18 protein-coding genes and 1 tRNA gene are annotated in these 18,593 nt (G+C 29.9%); 9 read left to right on the top strand and 10 right to left on the bottom strand.

The genetic code is table 11. The features are described from left to right. Positions 1–444: 444 nt before the first annotated feature. The 6 genes from dcuC to CORN_RS00245 all read right to left on the bottom strand — a co-directional run bounded on the left by dcuC (position 445) and on the right by CORN_RS00245 (position 6,347). Positions 445–1,818 carry a C4-dicarboxylate transporter DcuC gene (gene dcuC / locus CORN_RS00270; RefSeq protein ID WP_066007712.1) on the bottom strand — a complete coding sequence of 458 codons (1,374 nt, stop codon included), beginning with the start codon at positions 1,816–1,818 and terminating at the stop codon, positions 445–447. A 59-nt stretch (positions 1,819–1,877) separates the two neighbouring features. Continuing rightward, the gene (gene sodB / locus CORN_RS00265) at positions 1,878–2,531 is read right to left on the bottom strand and encodes a superoxide dismutase [Fe] (protein ID WP_066007710.1); all 654 of its coding nucleotides are present in this window, start codon (positions 2,529–2,531) and stop codon (positions 1,878–1,880) included. Positions 2,532–2,598: 67 nt separating this feature from the next. Further along, positions 2,599–3,108: an anaerobic ribonucleoside-triphosphate reductase activating protein gene (gene nrdG / locus CORN_RS00260; RefSeq protein WP_245162282.1), complete on the bottom strand. Its 510-nt coding sequence runs from the start codon at positions 3,106–3,108 to the stop codon at positions 2,599–2,601. Then, complete coding sequence (locus CORN_RS00255; RefSeq protein ID WP_066007708.1) at positions 3,080–5,356, bottom strand: anaerobic ribonucleoside triphosphate reductase; 2,277 nt, start codon at positions 5,354–5,356, stop codon at positions 3,080–3,082. Before CORN_RS00255 ends, nrdG begins: the two co-directional genes overlap by 29 nt. A gap of 133 nt (positions 5,357–5,489) precedes the next feature. Then, positions 5,490–6,101, bottom strand: coding sequence for a BspA family leucine-rich repeat surface protein (locus tag CORN_RS00250; protein WP_066007706.1), 612 nt, complete (start codon positions 6,099–6,101; stop codon positions 5,490–5,492). A gap of 171 nt (positions 6,102–6,272) precedes the next feature. Then, positions 6,273–6,347 (bottom strand) — tRNA-Glu (locus tag CORN_RS00245). A 123-nt stretch (positions 6,348–6,470) separates the two neighbouring features. On the opposite strand from CORN_RS00245, the gene CORN_RS00240 reads away from it, so the two are divergent. After that, on the top strand, positions 6,471–7,028 hold the full coding sequence (locus CORN_RS00240; RefSeq protein WP_066007703.1) for a manganese efflux pump MntP: 558 nt from the start codon (positions 6,471–6,473) through the stop codon (positions 7,026–7,028). On the opposite strand, the gene CORN_RS00235 is transcribed toward CORN_RS00240, so the two are convergent. Further along, on the bottom strand, positions 7,025–7,783 hold the full coding sequence (locus CORN_RS00235; protein ID WP_066007702.1) for an exodeoxyribonuclease III: 759 nt from the start codon (positions 7,781–7,783) through the stop codon (positions 7,025–7,027). The two genes, CORN_RS00240 and CORN_RS00235, sit on opposite strands and share 4 nt — an antisense overlap. Positions 7,784–7,880: 97 nt before the next feature. Here CORN_RS00235 and CORN_RS00230 point away from each other — a divergent pair, with 97 nt between their 5' ends. From CORN_RS00230 to CORN_RS00210, 5 genes are read left to right on the top strand one after another with little or no spacing between them, the layout of a single operon-like run. Further along, entirely contained in the window at positions 7,881–9,416 is a 1,536-nt protein-coding gene (locus CORN_RS00230) for a phosphoethanolamine transferase (protein WP_066007701.1), read from the top strand. Beyond that, positions 9,413–9,784: a diacylglycerol kinase gene (locus tag CORN_RS00225; protein ID WP_066007698.1), complete on the top strand. Its 372-nt coding sequence runs from the start codon at positions 9,413–9,415 to the stop codon at positions 9,782–9,784. The genes CORN_RS00230 and CORN_RS00225 overlap by 4 nt, the downstream gene beginning before the upstream one ends. Next, complete coding sequence (locus CORN_RS00220; protein WP_066007696.1) at positions 9,769–9,999, top strand: helix-turn-helix domain-containing protein; 231 nt, start codon at positions 9,769–9,771, stop codon at positions 9,997–9,999. Before CORN_RS00225 ends, CORN_RS00220 begins: the two co-directional genes overlap by 16 nt. 8 nt (positions 10,000–10,007) lie before the next feature. Further along, positions 10,008–11,003 (top strand): dihydroorotase, encoded by a 996-nt coding sequence (gene pyrC / locus CORN_RS00215; protein ID WP_066007694.1) that lies wholly within the window; start codon positions 10,008–10,010, stop codon positions 11,001–11,003. 10 nt (positions 11,004–11,013) lie between these two features. Next, positions 11,014–14,178: a type ISP restriction/modification enzyme gene (locus CORN_RS00210; RefSeq protein WP_066007692.1), complete on the top strand. Its 3,165-nt coding sequence runs from the start codon at positions 11,014–11,016 to the stop codon at positions 14,176–14,178. A gap of 6 nt (positions 14,179–14,184) precedes the next feature. Here CORN_RS00210 and CORN_RS00205 read toward each other — a convergent pair whose 3' ends face one another. Further along, positions 14,185–14,883: a class I SAM-dependent methyltransferase gene (locus CORN_RS00205; RefSeq protein ID WP_066007690.1), complete on the bottom strand. Its 699-nt coding sequence runs from the start codon at positions 14,881–14,883 to the stop codon at positions 14,185–14,187. 56 nt (positions 14,884–14,939) lie between these two features. Here CORN_RS00205 and CORN_RS00200 point away from each other — a divergent pair, with 56 nt between their 5' ends. Genes CORN_RS00200 through CORN_RS00190 form a run of 3 tightly spaced genes read left to right on the top strand, consistent with a single transcriptional unit; the run spans position 14,940 to position 17,318 of the window. Continuing rightward, the gene (locus CORN_RS00200) at positions 14,940–15,770 is read left to right on the top strand and encodes a metal ABC transporter solute-binding protein, Zn/Mn family (RefSeq protein ID WP_066007689.1); all 831 of its coding nucleotides are present in this window, start codon (positions 14,940–14,942) and stop codon (positions 15,768–15,770) included. Further along, complete coding sequence (locus CORN_RS00195) at positions 15,767–16,516, top strand: metal ABC transporter ATP-binding protein (RefSeq protein ID WP_039627659.1); 750 nt, start codon at positions 15,767–15,769, stop codon at positions 16,514–16,516. Before CORN_RS00200 ends, CORN_RS00195 begins: the two co-directional genes overlap by 4 nt. After that, positions 16,509–17,318: a metal ABC transporter permease gene (locus CORN_RS00190; RefSeq protein WP_066007688.1), complete on the top strand. Its 810-nt coding sequence runs from the start codon at positions 16,509–16,511 to the stop codon at positions 17,316–17,318. The genes CORN_RS00195 and CORN_RS00190 overlap by 8 nt, the downstream gene beginning before the upstream one ends. Before the next feature lie 9 nt (positions 17,319–17,327). On the opposite strand, the gene CORN_RS00185 is transcribed toward CORN_RS00190, so the two are convergent. Together CORN_RS00185 and rplT are read right to left on the bottom strand one after the other, a co-directional pair. Next, positions 17,328–18,236 carry a DNA ligase gene (locus CORN_RS00185; RefSeq protein ID WP_066007687.1) on the bottom strand — a complete coding sequence of 303 codons (909 nt, stop codon included), beginning with the start codon at positions 18,234–18,236 and terminating at the stop codon, positions 17,328–17,330. Continuing rightward, the gene (rplT, locus tag CORN_RS00180; protein ID WP_039617097.1) at positions 18,214–18,567 is read right to left on the bottom strand and encodes a 50S ribosomal protein L20; all 354 of its coding nucleotides are present in this window, start codon (positions 18,565–18,567) and stop codon (positions 18,214–18,216) included. The genes CORN_RS00185 and rplT overlap by 23 nt, the downstream gene beginning before the upstream one ends. Positions 18,568–18,593 lie beyond the last annotated feature (26 nt).

Below are 18,593 nucleotides of genomic sequence, written 5' to 3'. Positions count from 1 at the left end.
CTATCAGAGCGTGGATAATCTTGACCTTGATAACCAGCACCACCACCACTGGCATTGCTTCCAGCTTTTCCAGCTTCTAAATTTATATTTTGAGCAAAAATTTCATTTGTTGTTAAAGGGTTTGAGGTAAAAAGTAGGGTTGCTAATACTAAAGAGAGTTTGAGTTTAGAATTATAATTCCCCCCCCCCGTAGAATGAGTTATTAAACATTGTTTTTCCTTTTTTTTGGTTTATATATTTGATAGCAAATACTATACCAAATCCAATCCCCCCCCCCATATATATAAATACACTTAGGGTTTTTTGACATGGCTTGTATTAAAGGAATTTTAAATTATAAATTTAAATAAAAATATAATAATATTTTAAATGGCTTTTAGAGTAATTTAACACCACTTACTAATGTAGGTAAAATTTTAGAGTGATAGCTTAAAAAGCTATCACTTATGCAAAATACCAAGCTATTAGGATATTTAAAGCCATTCCTACAAGCAACATAGGAGTAGATCTTTTAACAATGGCTATAGGATCTAATTTTGCAAAACCTGCTAAGGCTAAAATTCCACCCGATATTGGCGAGGCAGCACGCCCTAAACAAGAAGCAATCTCAAGTGGCAAAGCTAGTGAGATAGGATTAATCCCTAGTTTTTGAGCAATATCTGGAGCAAGTCTCCCAAAAGCATTAAAAGCAGCAATCCCACTACCCATAATCACACTTGCAAAATACACAATAAAGCTTAAAACTATAATAGTAAGCAACACAGCAGAAGCCCCCATAGAAGAAACTGCTAAGGCTAAATGTTCTATACCCTTTAACGCTTTAATACCTTCTGCAAAAATAGAAGCTGCAATGATAATACAAACAACACTTACAAAAATTTCTGCCATAGCTTTTAGTATCACCATCAAATCATCTGCAAGTTTTTTTGCGTCTTTATGTCTAACATACTCTAAAATAAAAACCAAACTTATACTTAAAAAATTGGCGCTCACCACATCTAGTTTCACTTTATATCCATATAAATTTGCAAAATAAGCACCAAATAAAAACACTATAGGAAGCCAAGGTAAGAAAATATAAAACAAAGGACAACTTGGATTTTTAATTTCCATTTGTTCGATATTATCCACGACACCTTTTGCCAAATCTTTTTTATCCATATAACTATAATAAAACGGAATAAGCAAAGCTATCACAACAACATAAGCTATAACAGGATAAATTTGGTATTCAAAAAACATAGCAACAACATTTTCAATGCCTACCATATCTGCTAAATTTATAGAATTTCCATCTTTAGGACCATAATCAAGTGCAATTAATGATAAAACCGATACAGCAGTGATAGGACGAATTCCAATAGCGATTAAAACAGGATAAATCGAAGCAAGCAATAAAAGCAAAAGTCCTGTGTAACTTGAAATAACTATTTTTAAAGCCATACCTACCACAAATGTTCCACTTAAAACTAAGTATTTGTTTTTAATCTTGCCTAGTGGTTTATTTGCTACAAAAGCTAACTTTGCCGAAGCATTAATGTGCTTCATATAAGCTGCAAAACCTGCAACAGACATTATAATAAGCCCCACACCAGCTAAATTTGTCTTAAAAGTTTGAGTTACAAAACCAAAGACATCAAAAACAGGATTTCCCAAGCTTTGTTTTAGCACAGACTCACCAGTTGCTAAAGAAATGATGATTAAGATAATAATACCTGAGAGAAAAAAAGTAAAGATAGGATTGTATTTTTTAAGAATAAAATAGGCTACTAAAAATACACAAAATAAAGTAGCCACGACAGAAAGAAAAACCTCCATAAAACCTCCTAATTTTTGTATTTAGTCTATTTTACGGGGTTTTTCTTAAAAAAACTTGATTATTTTACAGGGTGAAGTTCGTTTGCATAGAAGCTTACTGAGTTCATGCCTTCTTTAATAGCCCATTCATAAGCTTTTGCTACAAATTCCCAGTTAATGTGCACGTAGAATTTTTCTAAATACGCAGGGCGTGCATTGCGGTGATCTACATAGTAAGCATGCTCCCATACATCAACTACTAAAAGCGGAACTTTACCTTCGGTGATAGGTGTAGCAGCATTACTTGTAGCTACTAGTTCTAATTTTTGATTTTGAGTGTTATAAACTAACCAAAACCAACCAGAACCAAATACCCCTGTAGCTCCTTTAATAAATTCTTCTTTTAAATTTTCCATAGAGCCAAAGTCTTTTTCAACTGCTGCTTTAAACTCAGCACTCAATGAACAGCCACAGCCACAGCATGTTTTTGGCTTAATACAATCAAAATAAAAGTCATGATTATACACTTGAGCAGCGTTGTTAAAAACTCCACCATTTGAATTTTGTATGATATAAACTAAATCTTTTCCTGCAAATTCAGTATCTTTTATAAGATTGTTTAGATTGTTTACATAAGTTTGGTGGTGTTTACCATGATGAAATGCGAAAGTTTCTGCGCTTAAAAAGTCTCCAAAAGCGTCTGCTTCATAAGGTAGTTTTCTTAATTCAAACATATTGTTCTCCTTTTTTAAATTTTATAACATTCTAACATAGTTAAATTAAAAAAGACTAAATGGGTCTTTATTTTTCAAAAAGTATTACTTTGCCTTGCTCTAAGCTTTTTACTACATCGATAACGCGTTGGTTTTTACTACCTTTAAATTTTAAAGATAAGTCTTTTTGCTCTAAAATAAACTTACCATCTATTAAAATATCAGTTAAGAAAAGCAATTCTTTCATAGCTTGCTCTTGTAATAGTTCTTCATAAGTAAAACCTGTATATATAGCAAGATCAAGTCCTAATTCTTTAATATATTTTGCTAAAATACTTAAATTTTTTGCTTGCATAAAAGGCTCCCCGCCACTAAAAGTAACACCTTGAAGCAAAGGATTTTTACAAATTTCATCATACAAACTTGCCAAATCTTGCAAATAGCCTTTATTAAAATCATGTGTTTGTGGGTTATGACAACCTTTACAATGATGAGGACAACCTTGAGTAAAAATCACATAACGCAAACCATAGCCATCGACTATGGATTCTTTTATGGCACCGGCCAACCTAAGAAAAATCGTGTTTAATTCTTGCATAGACTTCAGCTTTTTTAGCATCATTAAAACGATCAAGCGTTCCAACTAAATAACCTGTGATTCTTCTTATGCGTTCGAATTTAATATCATCTTCTTTTCTGTGGCATTTTGGACAAAACTCATCTATCACACCACTATAACCACATACGGGATCCCTATCTAGTGGGAAATTGATCGAACCATAGCCTATATTGCTTTCTTTCATACATTTTATAATGCGCTCAAAACTTTCTAAATTCTTACTCACATCGCCATTTAGCTCTACATAGGTAATATGCCCACCATTATTTAGCTCATGATATGGAGCTTCTATTTGAATTTTTTCATATATGCTAATAGGAAAATCCACAGGAATATGAAAAGAATTAGTATAAAAATCTTTATCAGTTATACCTTTTAAAATTCCATATTTTTTTTGATCTAGTTTTAAAAATCTTCCACTTAAGCCCTCAGCCGGGGTAGCTATAAGTGAGAAATTAAGCTTATCCTTAAGTGCTTTTTCATCAACAAATTCACGCATAAAACGCACGATTTGCAAACCTAAATCTCTTGCTTTTTGACTTTGTCCATGATGAGAACCTACTAAAGCTACCAAACTCTCACAAAGTCCTATATAGCCTATAGCCAAAGTCCCATGAGCAATAACCTTTTCTACACTATCATTTTCTTTTAAAGTATCAGAATCTATCCAAACACTCTCACCCATTAAAAATGGGAAATTCTTAACTTTTTTTAGACTTTGAATTTTATACCTATGAAGCAACTGCTCATACACAAGTTCTAGCTTTTCTTTTAAAAGTGAATAAAAAAACTCCAAATTTCCTTTAGCTTCTATAGCTAAGCGCACAAGGTTTATACTTGTAAAGCTTAAATTTCCCCTACCGCTTGTGATTTCTTTACTCTCATCATAAATATTTGCCATAACCCTAGTTCTACAACCCATGTATGCTACTTCGCTATTGTAATCACCCTTTTTATAATATTTTGCATTAAAGCTTGCATCTAAAAAGCTAAAATTTGGAAAAAGTCTTTTAGAAGCACATTCTATGGCAAGTTTAAAAAGCTTGTAGTTTGGATCTTTTTCATTATAATTAACACCTTCTTTTACTTTAAAAATTTGCACAGGGAAAATCGGCGTTTCACCATTTCCTAAACCTCTCATCGTGGCTTTTAGTAAATTTTCTATTACCATTTGTCCTTCAAAAGAAGTATCGGTGCCATAATTTAGCGTGCTAAAAGGCACTTGGGCTCCTGCTCTTGAGTTCATGGTGTTAAGATTATGCACTAAAGCTTCCATAGCTTGAAAAGTGGCATTTTGAGCTTGATTTAATGCTCTTTTATAAGCATAAGCATTAGCTTTTTCTAAAAATTTTTCATCATCTAAACCAAGTTTTAAAAGCTCTTTAAAGCATTCTTTTTCACTTGAAGCTTGAAATTTTGAGTTTTTAAAATAATTTTCATCTAAGCTTTGTTCTAGCTTTATCTCAAAAAAAGCTTTTATGGCATTAATATACTCTTTTTGAAAAGTCTTTGCCACACCTTTTGCCATAGCAAAATCAAAATTGGGTATAGACTGACCTCCATGCATTTCATTTTGATTAGCTTGCAAAGCAATACATGCTAAAGAAGCATAAGATCTTATATCATTTGGCTCACGCAAGCTCCCATGTCCTGTGCTAAAACCTTTTTCAAAAAGTTTTACTAAATCAATCTGACAACAAGTTTGCGTTAGCATATAAAAATCTTTATCATGTATGTGTATATCACCATTTTTGTGTGCATTTGCAATATGTTTTGGTAAAACACACTCATCTATATAATACTTTGCTCCTTCTGAACCATATTTAAGCATCATACCCATAGCACTATCTGAATTAATATTAGCATTTTCTCTTTTTAAATCTGCTTCTTTAGAGTCTTTAAAGGTTAAATCATCATACAAACTAAGCAAATCATAGCTGCTATTACGAATTTGTGATCTTTTTTGGCGATATAAAATATAAGATTTTGCGGTATTGACTAAGGCATTTTTGATTAAAACTTCTTCAACCTTATCTTGAATTTGCTCTACTTGAGTATGATTTTCATCAAGTAAAGCTACAACCTCATCACAAAGCTTGTTTAAAAAATCATTACTTAATTTTTCATCTGTAGAATTTATATTAGCTTTAAAAATAGCATTTTTTATTTTAAACATATCAAATACAACTTGACTTTTATCTCTTTTTATAATAAATTTTATCTTCATAGAATTTTTCCTAAAAAATAATCTCTAAGTACTATAAAATAGTACTTCGAAAAGATAAGTTTAGTACAAAAACTTGATGAAAAACTTAAAGAAGAAAAAGAAAAATTCACACATTTTTTGTGTGAATTTTTTATTATAACTCAATACCCTTTACAGTGTATATTTTATCAAGATCACGATTTCCAAACATTTTTTGAGTATTACAATGACTTTGTATATTCCACTCATCTAACTCATAATGGAAATTTTTACAATTATGGAAAAGATATGCCATTGTAATTACATTTTGCACATCCCAATTTGCAATATTATGTTCATAAGCGTGACAATTTTCAAAACAATGTGCCATTCTAATTATATTTGAAGTTTTCCAATGCAATAAAGAATGATTAAAATTAATACAATTAAAAAACATATAAGACATATCTTTTAAGTTTTGAGTATTCCACTTTGACAAATCTTGATTGAAATTTTTGCAGTTAAAAAACATACTTGCCATATTTTCAACCCTAGAAACATCCCAACGAGATAAGTTTGCATTAAAGCTTTCACAACAATAAAACATATATGACATATCTTTAGCATTTGAAACATCCCAATATTCAATACCTAAAAAGTCTAGTCTTTTAGAATAATAAAACACATAAGAAAAGTCATCAATCAAAGACACATCAATATCTCTTAAAGAAATTCTTTCATTTTGCACCAAATTCATTAACTCATTTTTATTTTTAGGTCTATACATTTTACCCTCCTTTTTTTGTACATTTTAAAAAACAATTGTGAAGTCAATGTAAATTTAAAAATGATTAATGATAATTTCAAAAAAATTTAATAGTAATAACTCAAATAAAAAATATTCAATTAAAGCAATATAACTTTTTTCTAAAAACAAATAAAAATGAAAGAATAAAAGTGGTGACCCATACGAGACTCGAACTCGTGTTACCGCCGTGAAAGGGCGATGTCCTAACCGCTAGACGAATGGGCCTTTTTTGGTAGTATTAAAACTTAAATTATATCTATGTTTTACTTAATAAATAATTAATTTACTATTTTATATAAAAATATATAATTCCACTCTATTTAATCATTAAAAAATAAGAAGGAAAAAATGGATATTTCAAGTCTAATAATTTTATCTTTTGCTTTAGCTGCAGATGCTTTTGCGGTTTCACTATGCAAAGGTTTTAGCGTTAAAGAATTAAAATTAAAACATTATTTAATAGTTGGATTATATTTTGGTGGATTTCAGGCTTTAATGCCTGCTATTGGATACACTCTAGGTGCCTCCTTTGGTTCTTTTGTAGAAAAAATCGATCATTGGATTGCTTTTATTCTTCTTGGCGCTATAGGTAGTAAAATGATACAAGAATCTTTCAAAAATGATAGTTGTAAAGAAAATTCAAATTTATTTGATTTTAAAACCATGATAGCTCTTGCTATTGCAACTAGCATTGACGCACTTGCTGTTGGAGTGAGTTTTGCTTTTCTAAAAGTGGATTTGTTTATAGCATTACTATGCATAGGTGTGATCACTTTCATAATGTGCATTTTAGCTTTAAAAATAGGTAGTAAATTCGGCACCTATCTCAAAAGTAAAGCCGAATTTTTAGGTGGTGCTATTTTAATTTTCCTAGCAGTTAAAATTTTATTTGAACATTTATCTTAAATATCTATTTCTATTCCTACAGGAGCGTGATCTGAGCCAAAAATATCATCTCTTATGAAGGCATTTTTGAGTTTATCTTTTAAACCATTAGAAACAAAGAAATAATCAATCCTCCAGCCCACATTTCTTTCTCTTGCCTTCATTCTATAACTCCACCACGAATACTTTTCTTTAATATCACCATTGATATATCTAAAAGTATCTACAAAACCTGATTTTAAAAGATCATCTATCCAAGCGCGCTCAATAGGTAAAAAACCTGAAGTTTTTTCATTTGCTTTTGGATGTGTTAAATCTATCTCGCGATGTGCAGTATTCACATCACCACAGATAATGATTTCTTTACCTTCTTTTAAAAGCTTATCTAAATACACTAAAAAATCATTATAAAACTTCATTTTAAAGCTCAAGCGATCTTCATCTTTTTGACCATTTGGAAAATAGATATTAAACAAAACTATATTTTTAAATCTATGCTCTAAAACCCTACCCTCATCATTATCAAAAAACTCACATTTTTTTACTTCACTATCAAAATTACACAAGCTCATTACACCTGAATATCCTGCTCTTTTAGCACTATTTGAATACATATGTTTAAAAGGATATTCATAAATTCTTTTTGGAAATTTATCCTCGTGTGCTTTGATTTCTTGAAAACCTATAAAATCGATTTTTTCTTTTTCAATCCAATCAAGTGCATTTTTATCACAAATTGCCCTTAGGCCATTCACATTCCAAGAAAGTAATCTCATAAAAAACCTTTTTTATCTTATTTTTTGCTATTTTATAAGTAATTTATTAATTATATTCAAATAGACTAAGCTTTTTAATTTTATCTAAAGGAAATCAATGCGCCTAAAGCTTTCATGGACTAAATTTACCTTGCTTAATACAATTTTTATTATGGCATTTAACTTTCCCTTATTTGAATTTGTATATGAAAAGATAAATCAAAATTTTATGCTTTTTAGTGTATTTTTTGGAATTTATTTTTTCTTAGTATTGGGTATTTTGTCTTTAATATATTTTCCATATATCACCAAAATTTTAAGTATATTCTTACTCAGCACTTGTGCTATTTGTAGCTATTTTATAAGTAATTATGGAGTATTAATTGATGATAGTATGATACAAAACGTCGTTGAGACAGATAATAGAGAGTTTTTTTCTTATTTTAATTTTTCTTTTGCATTGTATATTTTAGCTTTTGTAATTTTTCCTAGCATACTTATACTCCTTACTAAGATTGACTATCAAAGATATGTACTTAAAAAAAGCGTATTGTTTTTTAGTGCTTTAATTATATGTTTTGGTTTAATTGCCTTTACTTCCAAAACACTATTGCCTTTTCTAAGATCACATAATATCATTAGAATGTATAATCTACCTTTTTATCCTATATATTCGAGTATAGAATTTGCAAAGAAAAAACTAGCGGGTAAAAAAGAATTAACCATCATATCAAATGATGCAAACTTAAAAGATACAAATATTTCTAAAATAATGATTTTAGTTGTTGGCGAAACCGCTAGAGCAAGTAATTATTCTTTAGGTGATTATAAAACAAATGATACTAATTTTTATACTAAAAATGAACCAAATTTAGTGTATTTTAACGATGTAAGCTCATGTGGAACTGCCACAGCAAAAAGCTTACCTTGTATGTTTTCAAGACATAAAAGAGCGAGTTTTGAAAACGGGATATATGAAGAAAATGTTTTAGATATCTTGCAAAAAGTTGGGGTACAAAGTGTTTGGTTTGGCAATAACTCAGGAGGTTGTAAAGGAAATTGTGACCGTATAAAACATAAGTTAATTTCAAAAGATTACGATGAGAGCTTGCTTGAACTTGTAAAACAAGAACTTAAAAACACTAACTCAAATAAAATCATCATAGTGCATTTGCAAGGCTCGCACGGTCCAACCTACTATAAACGCTACCCAAGTGAGTTTAAAAAATTCATACCAACTTGTGATACAAACGAACTAAATACTTGCACTTATGAACAAATCATAAACACTTATGATAATACTTTGCTTTATACAGATTTTATTATAAAAAATCTCATAGATTTACTCAAAGAAAATCCAAATCAAGAAGCTTCTTTGCTTTATTTATCAGATCATGGAGAAAGTTTAGGTGAAAATGGAATTTATCTACACGGTATGCCTTATTTAATAGCACCAAAAGATCAAAAACACATACCAATGATATTTTGGAGCAAGGATAGTAAATTAAGTCAAGACTTACAAGGTAAAAAAGACTACAAACTTTCTCAAGATAATCTTTTTTCAAGTTTGCTAGGATATTTTGGCGTAAATAGCAAAGAATATGAAGAAAATTATGATTTATTTAGCAAAAATTTAAAGGAAAACCCACAATGAAACCAAAGTATTCTTTATTTAAAAATGCAAGTTATGCATTAAATGGAATTAAATTTTTACTCAAAGATGAAATGGCTTTTAGGATAGAATTTGCTATTATTTTACCTTTGATTTTTGTAAGCTTATTTTTGCCTGTAAGTTTTTTAGAACATTTTGTGCTTGTATTTGTTTTGGTGCTAATTTTAATTGTAGAAGCACTAAATTCTGCCATAGAAGCTTGTGTGGATCTTTGCACGAGCGAATTTCACATCTTAGCTAAAAAAGCAAAAGATTGTGCGAGTGCTGGGGTGTTTTTTAGCGTGGTTTTAGCTATAATTACTTGGAGTTTTATTCTTTTTGATTTGGTTAGAGAATGGATGATAAAGTAAAAACACTATGTGTAAAAATCTTTGGTAAAAAACGCTTTGAAATTTTAGAATTTTTAGCACTTCATGCTGATGATGATGGCTTTGTCTTTGCAAATATCGAAAAGCTTTCTAAACAACTAAACATCAGCAAACCAACCATCATTTCTACTTTTAAATTTTTAGAAGAAAAAGCTTTACTTGAAAAACTCAAAAACGGCTTATATAAACTCAAATAGGAGATAAAATGACACTTAAAAACCCTTTGGATATGCATTTACATTTACGCGATGAAAGTATGCTTGAGCTTGTAGCTCCTTTTAGTGCAAAAGAATTTAAAGCTGGTGTTATAATGCCAAATTTAATCACCCCACTTACTGAAACAACTGCACTCAAAGCTTATAAAGAACGCATCTTAAAAGCTTGTAAAAATGAAGATTTTATACCCTTGATGACCTTATTTTTTAAAAACTATGATGAGAAATTTTTAGAAAAAGCCAAAGATGAGCTTTTTGCTATCAAGCTTTATCCTGCAGGTATAACTACCAACTCAGATAATGGAATTTCAAGCTTTGATATAGAAAAGTTAAAACCTACTTTAAATGCCATGAGTGAGCTTGGTCTGCCTTTACTTGTGCATGGAGAAACAAATGATTTTGTAATGGATAGAGAAGCAAATTTTGCTAAAATCTATGAAAAACTAGCTAAAAACTTTCCGAAATTAAAAATCATAATGGAGCATATCACCACTAAGGTTTTGTGTGATTTATTAAAAGATTATGAAAATTTATACGCAACTATCACTTTGCACCATTTAATAATAACCTTAGATGATGTAGTAGGTGGCAAGATGGATCCGCATTTATTTTGCAAACCTATTGCAAAACGCTATGAAGACAAAGATACTTTATGTGAGCTTGCTTTTAGTGGCTATGAAAAGGCTATGTTTGGAAGCGATAGCGCACCTCATCCTTTGCATACTAAAGAATGCTGTGGTTGCGCAGCTGGAGTATTTAGTGCACCGGTGATTTTACCTGTGCTAGCTGAACTTTTTGAAAAACATTCAAATGAAACAAATTTACAAAAATTTATTTCAGATAATGCTTGTAAAATCCATAATCTTAAATTTGAAAAAGATAAAATCATCACTTTAGAAAAACAAGAATGGCAAGTACCACAAAAATACGGCGATGTGGTGCCATTTATGGCAGGAAAAACTTTAAATTTCAAAGTCGCAAATTAAAAGGAAATTAATGCTAAAAGCTTATCTAGAAAACATAAAAGATATTTCTATTAATGATAAGGAACACACACATAGAACAGCTTTGCAAAATTTATTACAAGCTATAAAAGAAAGTCAAGACAAGCAAAATAAAATCTCTATCAAACAAGAACCAAACAATGATAAAGAAGGTAGAGGCGCACCTGATTTTTTAATAACAAAAGATTTTCTAACACTAGGCTACATAGAAAATAAAAGAGTAAATGCAAATCTTGACAACATCATAAAAAGCGATCAAATTTTAAAATACACAAAATTAAGCCCAAATATCATTCTCACAGATTATTTAAGATTTATATTATTAAGCTTAAATGAGAAAAATGAAATTATCATTTGCAAAGAAGTAAAAATTTGCTCTCTTGATGAGATTAAAAGCATTATTAAAAATCAATCTTTACTAGATACTAAAACACAAGAGTTAAACGAACTTTTTAGTATATTTTTTTCTAAAATCCCAAATCCCATAAATTCAGCTTTAGATTTTGCAAATCATCTAAGCCTAAGAACAAGAATTTTAAAAGATGAGCTTTTACTTTCTAATGAAAATGAAGCATTGATAAGTTTATTTAATACTTTCAAAGAAACACTTTATAAAGAGTTAAGCTATGAAGAATTTTGTGATTCTTTTGCGCAAACTCTAACTTATAGCTTATTCTTAGCCAAATTAAATAACGATACCGCAAAAGAAATAGATCTAAACAATGCTAAAAAATTCATACCAAAATCATTTCCATTAATCCGTTCTATGAGTGGATTTTTAGATGATAGTTTTGAAAATTTAGAAAGCATAAAATGGCTTTTAGAAGAAATCATAAGCATTATAAATCACATAGACATTACAAGCATTATCAAAGAATTAAACAAAACAGGCGAGAAAGACTTATTTAATCGTCCTGCTATTTTATCTACTCACAAAGATCCTTATTTGCACTTTTATGAAACATTTTTAGCAAGCTATGATCCAAAGCTTAGAGAAGTAAGAGGAGTGTATTATACTCCTGCGCCTGTAGTAATTTTCATCATAAATGCTATTGATGAAGTTTTAAAACAAGATTTCAATCACAAAAAAGGACTAAGTGAAGCTTTAGACAAAAACATAACCTTGCTTGATTTTGCCACAGGCACTGGTACATTTTTACTTGAAAGCTTTAGAAAAGCTTTAGAGCCTATAAACAAAAATAGTGCTAATTACAATCCAAAAGCCTTGATAGATAAATTTTGTGGTTTTGAATTTTTAATAGCACCTTACACTATAGCACATTTAAAACTTTCTCAAAGCTTCAAAGAAGAATTTAATTCCCCGTTAAATGATAATGAAAGTCTTAAAATAGCACTAACAAACACCCTATACTCAAAAAGCACAACCCAAGAAGAAAATTCACAAAATACACTTTTTACACTTGCTGATTTAACCAACGAATTTAAAAAAGCACAAAAGATAAAAGAAGAACAAATTCTAATCATCACAGGCAATCCACCTTATAGTGGAGCAAGTAGTAACAAAGGCTTATACGAAGATGAGATCAAAATAAGCTATGGCTTAGAACCAAGCAAAGCAAATCTTAACAATGAACAAAAAAAGTGGATAAGCTCGTATCTTAAAGAAAAATCCAAACAAAACACAAGTACTTTTAAAGCTATATATGAAAAACACAAACTAGAAAATGAAAAAAATCCAAAATGGCTTTTAGATGATTATGTAAAATTCATACGCTTTGCACAAAGTAAAATCGACTCTCAAGAGAGTGGAATTTTTGCTTTTATTTCAAATAATAGCTTTTTAGATAATCCTACCTTTAGAGGTATGAGATATTCTTTAATGCAAAGCTTTGATAAAATTTATATACTTAATTTACACGGCGATACTAGAAAAAAAGAAAAAGCTCCAGATGGAAGCAAAGATGATAATGTCTTTGATATCATGCAAGGTGTGAGCATAAATATCTTTATAAAACAAAATTCAAAAGCCAAAAATACAAAGATTTATTATCATGATTTATACGGCAAAAGAAAAGATAAATACGAATTTTTATATGAAAATGACTTAAATTCTATAAAATGGACTTTGATTAAAAACAACGAGCCTTTTTATCTTTTCTTGCCACAAAATAATGATTTATTAGAAGAATACAACAAAGGCATAAGCGTAAAAGATATTTTTATATTATCAAGCGTAGGGATTGTTAGTGCTAAAGATCCTATATTAATATCAACCAATACTGAAAAATTAAAACAGCAAATTTATGATTATTATAATGAATTTGACAGGAAATACATAAAAGAAATAGCATACAGACCTTTTGATACGCAAAAAATTTATTATGATATAGGAAAAGTGGAAAGACCTAGGATTGAAACAATGGAACATTTTTTAGAAAATGAAAATATAGGATTAATGATTGGGAGACAATTTAGTGCCATTGGAAGTGATATTTTTGATATAGTTTTTTGCACAGATAAAATTACAGATTTAAATTTTTATCGAAGAGGTGGTGAACAGATCTTCCCGCTTTATCTTTACCCTACAACTAGAAGTAAAAAATTCCTAAAAAAAGAAAATCCAAATTTCAATGAAGAAAATTTCACCTCAAAAATAGAAAATTTCAAAGAAAGCTTTAGAACTTTCATAGATGATCTTTACAAAGAAAAATTCTCGCCTGAAGACATACTAGGCTATGTTTATGCTGTGCTTTTTCATAAATTTTATAGAGAAAAATACCTTGATTTTTTAAAAATTGATTTTCCAAAAATTCCTTTTACAAAAGATAAAAATACTTTTAAAAATTTAAGCAAACTAGGCTTAAAACTTATAAATTTACATTTATTAAAAAATGATGAGTTGGATTTTAATATAGGCGAAGCCTTGTTTAAAGACATTAAAAATAAAAATTTCAAAATACAAAAAATCAAATACAACAAAGACACAAAAGAACTTTTCATAAACGAAAGCTTGTATTTTACTAAAGTAAGTCTTGAAATTTATGAGTTTAAAATAGGCGGCTATGCTGTGCTAGATAAATACTTAAAAAGCCACAAAGAAGAAGACATAGATCATAATCATTTTACCTTAATCATACAAACTTTAAATGAGACTTTAAAAATACAAGATGAAATTTCAAAAATCAATCTTAGCTAGTATATACTAGCTAATGATTAAAAGTTTTATCTTAGCTTCTATAATCTCTTCTACTTCATCTTTCACAAAGCTTTCTAATTCTTGTTTATTTATATTAATACCATTCATACTTAAATGCCACAAAGCATTTTCTATCGCACTTTGTTTGTCTCTTTTTACCATTCTAGTTTCGTTAAAAATTTCATACTCATAAGGGATATTTTGTGCATTTAAAAAGCTTTGTAAATCACTTTCATAAAAACCTTTAAAATGTGTGTTAAAATGTTCAAATATAGGATCTAAAAAGCTACTTTTACGCCTACTTGCCCAGCCTAAATACACCTTTTTAGAAGCCAAGCTTAAAAAAGCTTTATAGTCTTTTTCATTTTGTAAAGCAGGAGACATACTCAAAAAGGCTAAGTCAAATTTTGCGTTATTATTTTTATAAAAGTTTTCAAAATCTAAATTTAAAGTTTTTACATTTGATATAGCATGAGTTTTTGCATCTTCTTGTAAAATTTCAAGCATAGCACTAGAACTATCTATACCCAAAATACTTTTTACTTTTTGTGCTAAATGCAAAGTCCAAACACCACTTCCACAGCCTATATCTACTATGCTTTTACCCTGCAAAGATCCAAGTTTTGTAAAAGTAGTTTTTTGAATTTCGTTTAAGCTAGGACTATACCTTACATAACTTTTTGCTTTTTTATTCCACAAATTCATCTTCACTCCTTATTTTTTCTAATATAGTATAATATTTATTTTTATAAAGGAAAATTATGCGTGTATTGTTTTTGTGTTTGATTTCATTTTTAAGTATTTATGCTAAAAATTTAGTAAGCGTTAGCATAGCCCCGCAAGCTTATTTTGTAAAGCAAATTGCTAAAGACACTCTAGAAATCAACATAGTCATACCACCTAATGCAAATGAACATACTTTCGAATTTAAACCAAGTGGTATTTTAAAGCTTGAAAAAAGCGATATTTACTTCACAGCGAATTTAGAATTTGAAAAAATTTGGATTTTAAAACTTAAAGATAATCTCAAAAACACCAAAATCATCTCTACGCAAAATAGCATTGATTTAATATCTTTACAAGAGCATTCAAAACACCATCACCATGGAGATGACCCACACACATGGCTTGATCCACTTTTAGCAAAAACTCATGCTAAAAATATTACCCTAGCACTTATAGAACAATATCCACAAAATAAAGCATTTTACGAGCAAAATTTAGAAAGTTTTTTAAAAGAACTTGATGAATTAAACCTACAAATACAAGCCTTATTTAAACATACAAAAAATAAATATTTTTTAGTTTATCATCCATCTTGGGGGTATTTTGCAAAAAGATATCATCTAAGCCAAATTCCTATAGAAATAGAAGGAAAAGAACCTAAACCAAAAGACTTAGCTAAGCTTACAAAACTCATACAAAAAGAGCAAATCAAAGCTATTTTCGTGCCAAAAGGAGCTAGTAACAATACTATTAAAGCTATGGCGAGTAATTATAATCTTAAAATCATAGAACTTGATCATTTGCCAAGTGATTATAAAAATGAGCTTTTAAAAGATGCAAAAAATATAGCAAGCGTTTTACAATGATAAAAATCAATATTAAAAATTTAAATTTTTCATATAACCAAGATGAGGTTTTAAAAAATATCAACCTAAACTATGAAAGCAAAGACTTTTTAGCCATAGTAGGGCCAAATGGCGGGGGTAAATCTACACTTTTAAAACTCATACTAGGCTTACTAAATAGCCATAAAAATATAAACTTTGAAAACTTAAGTTTAAAAGATATAGGTTATGTCCCACAAAATACTTTAGCTAATCCAAACTTTCCAGTACGCGTGCTAGAAGTGGTGATGATGGGAAGGGTGGATAAAAAATTCTTTGGTTTTTATACCAAAAAAGATCAAGAGCAAGCCTTGCTAGCCTTAGAAAAAGTAGGTATGAGAAATTTTTGGGATAAAAAAATCAACGAACTAAGTGGGGGCCAAAGACAAAGAGTTTATATAGCAAGAGCCCTAGCAAGTGAATGCAAGCTTTTAATTCTTGATGAGCCTACTGCAAGTATAGATACCAAAGGCTCTGTGCAGATTTTTGAGCTTTTGAAAAAATTACACGAAAGTGGGGTTGGTGTGATAGTGATATGCCATGATTTAAATGTAAGCTTAGCTTATGCGAATAAAATCGCATATTTAAACAAAGAATTATTCTTACATGAAAACACCCCTGAAAAAAAAGCACATTTACTAGCGCATTTAAGCCAAAATCACACGCATTTTTGTGATGTGGAGCTTAGCTTGGAGCAGTGTTGCTGTGAAGGAAAAAACCATGCTTGAACTTTTATCTAGCTCTTTTATACAAAATGCTTTTTTGGCTGCATTTTTAACTAGCATTGCTTGTGGGATTATGGGGACTTTGATCATGATCAACCGCTTAAGCTCTATGGCAGGAGGCATTACGCATGGGGCTTTTGGGGGCATAGGCATAGCATTTTATTTTGGTTTGCCAGTACTTGTTAGTACGAGTTTATTTACGCTTTTTTTAGCCTTGCTTGTAGCGTTTTTAGTGCAAAAATATCCTTTTAGAAGTGATAATATAGTTGGGGTTATATGGGCTTTTGGAATGGCTGTTGGTATTATACTTATAGATTTAACCCCTGGGTATAATGGTGATTTAATGGGATATTTGTTTGGTAGTATTTTGTCTGTACCTACACAAGATATAGTTTTATTTGCAATAATTGATGTAATTTTTATTGCTTTAGTATTGCTTTTTTACCGCCAATTTGAAATTCTAAGCTTTGATAAAGAATTTGCAAGCTTAAGAGGAGTTAAAACTAATCTTTTTCATTATCTTTTAATCGCAATGATGGCTTTTTGTATTGTTATAAGTATCAAAGTAGTAGGACTTATACTTGTGATAGCTTTGCTTAGTATACCTGCATTTATCGCTGAGAGTTTTTCTAGAAAACTTGGTCAAATGATGATCATATCTGCGCTTTTGAGCGTAAGTTTTTGTGTGATAGGGCTTTTTGTGAGTTTTTATTATAATCTTGCAAGTGGAGCTTGCATTATAGCAAGTGCTTGTGTGGCTTTTGTGCTTTATCTTTGTTTTAGTGCTTTATTAAAGAAAAGTTGAAATTTGATTTTATCTTAAAGCGCTATTTTCATACACTCTTAAAAAGCTAGCAAATTTTGGCTTGCCATTTTTGGTTAAGCCATTGTATTTAAAAGTGATGATAGCACCAACTGGAGGAGGGTTTAAGCGATCGCTTTCCTTAAAACCTAAACCTATCTTAAAACTTACTTTTTTACCTTTGATATTAGCTTCACAAAGTAAAGATCCCATTTTACCTTCAAATTTTCCCTTACCTTCAAAATGTTTTTTAACTATGCATTCTGTATCATCAAAAGGTTTTAGTTTATAAGCATTATTTGATCTTTTCTTTTCATAAGGTGTGTTGTTTAATCTTATGATCACACCTTCACCTTTATGTGAAATAATATCTTGATAAAATTGTTCTAAATGCTTTTTATCTTTGATAGGAATTTGCGGGATGATTTTTATAAAATCATTTGAATTTTTAACTAAATACTTTTTTAAAACTTCTAATCTTGCTTCTAAAGTGCAAGGACTAAGCTTAAATTCTTCACAAGCATTTGGTACATCAAAGACATTATAACTTACTTTTTGCCAAAGTTTTTCATCAGGATTTTCTTGGCGTATTAAAGATGAAATTTCTTCAAAAGAAGCTCTTTTTATCCAAAGTTCTCCGTCTAGTTTGAAATTTGGAAAATTTTTTATGAAAAACGAAGGAAGTTTTATAGCATTTCCTGCTCTTGTTTGCATAGCTTTACCATCCCAAAGACCTCTTATGCCATCAAGCTTTTCACTCATGAGATAATGGCTTAAATTTACATCTTTGAATACTTTTTCATCATAAACTTTAAAAAGTAAAATATCTTTAGCAAAAAGAGAATTTAAAAAGAAAACAGAAAGAAAAACAAGGCTTATAAAAAGCCTTGCAGTAAGATTAAAGTGCTTTTTTAGCAGCATCTGCAATTTTAGCAAAAGCAGCTGCGTCATTCATTGCTAAATCAGCTAAAATTTTTCTATCAAGCTCAATGCCTGCTTTTTTAAGACCATTTATAAATCTTGAATAACTAATATCATTTAGTCTACAAGCTGCATTGATACGTACTATCCAAAGACGACGGAAATCACGTTTTTTGCGGCGTCTATCACGATACGCATAAACCAAACTTCTTTCTAATTGCTCTTTAGCTTTTCTAAAGTGTTTGCGGCGACCACTATAAAAACCACGCGCAAGTTTTAAAACTTTTTTATGTCTGCGGCGTCTTACAACACCTGTTTTTACTCTTGCCATATTTATCCTTTCACAAATTGGCGTTC

Source organism: Campylobacter ornithocola, from assembly GCF_013201605.1.
GTDB classification, from domain to species: domain Bacteria; phylum Campylobacterota; class Campylobacteria; order Campylobacterales; family Campylobacteraceae; genus Campylobacter_D; species Campylobacter_D ornithocola.
The sequence above is the reverse complement of the archived record's forward strand: the minus strand, read 5'-3'. Positions and strand labels throughout refer to the sequence as shown.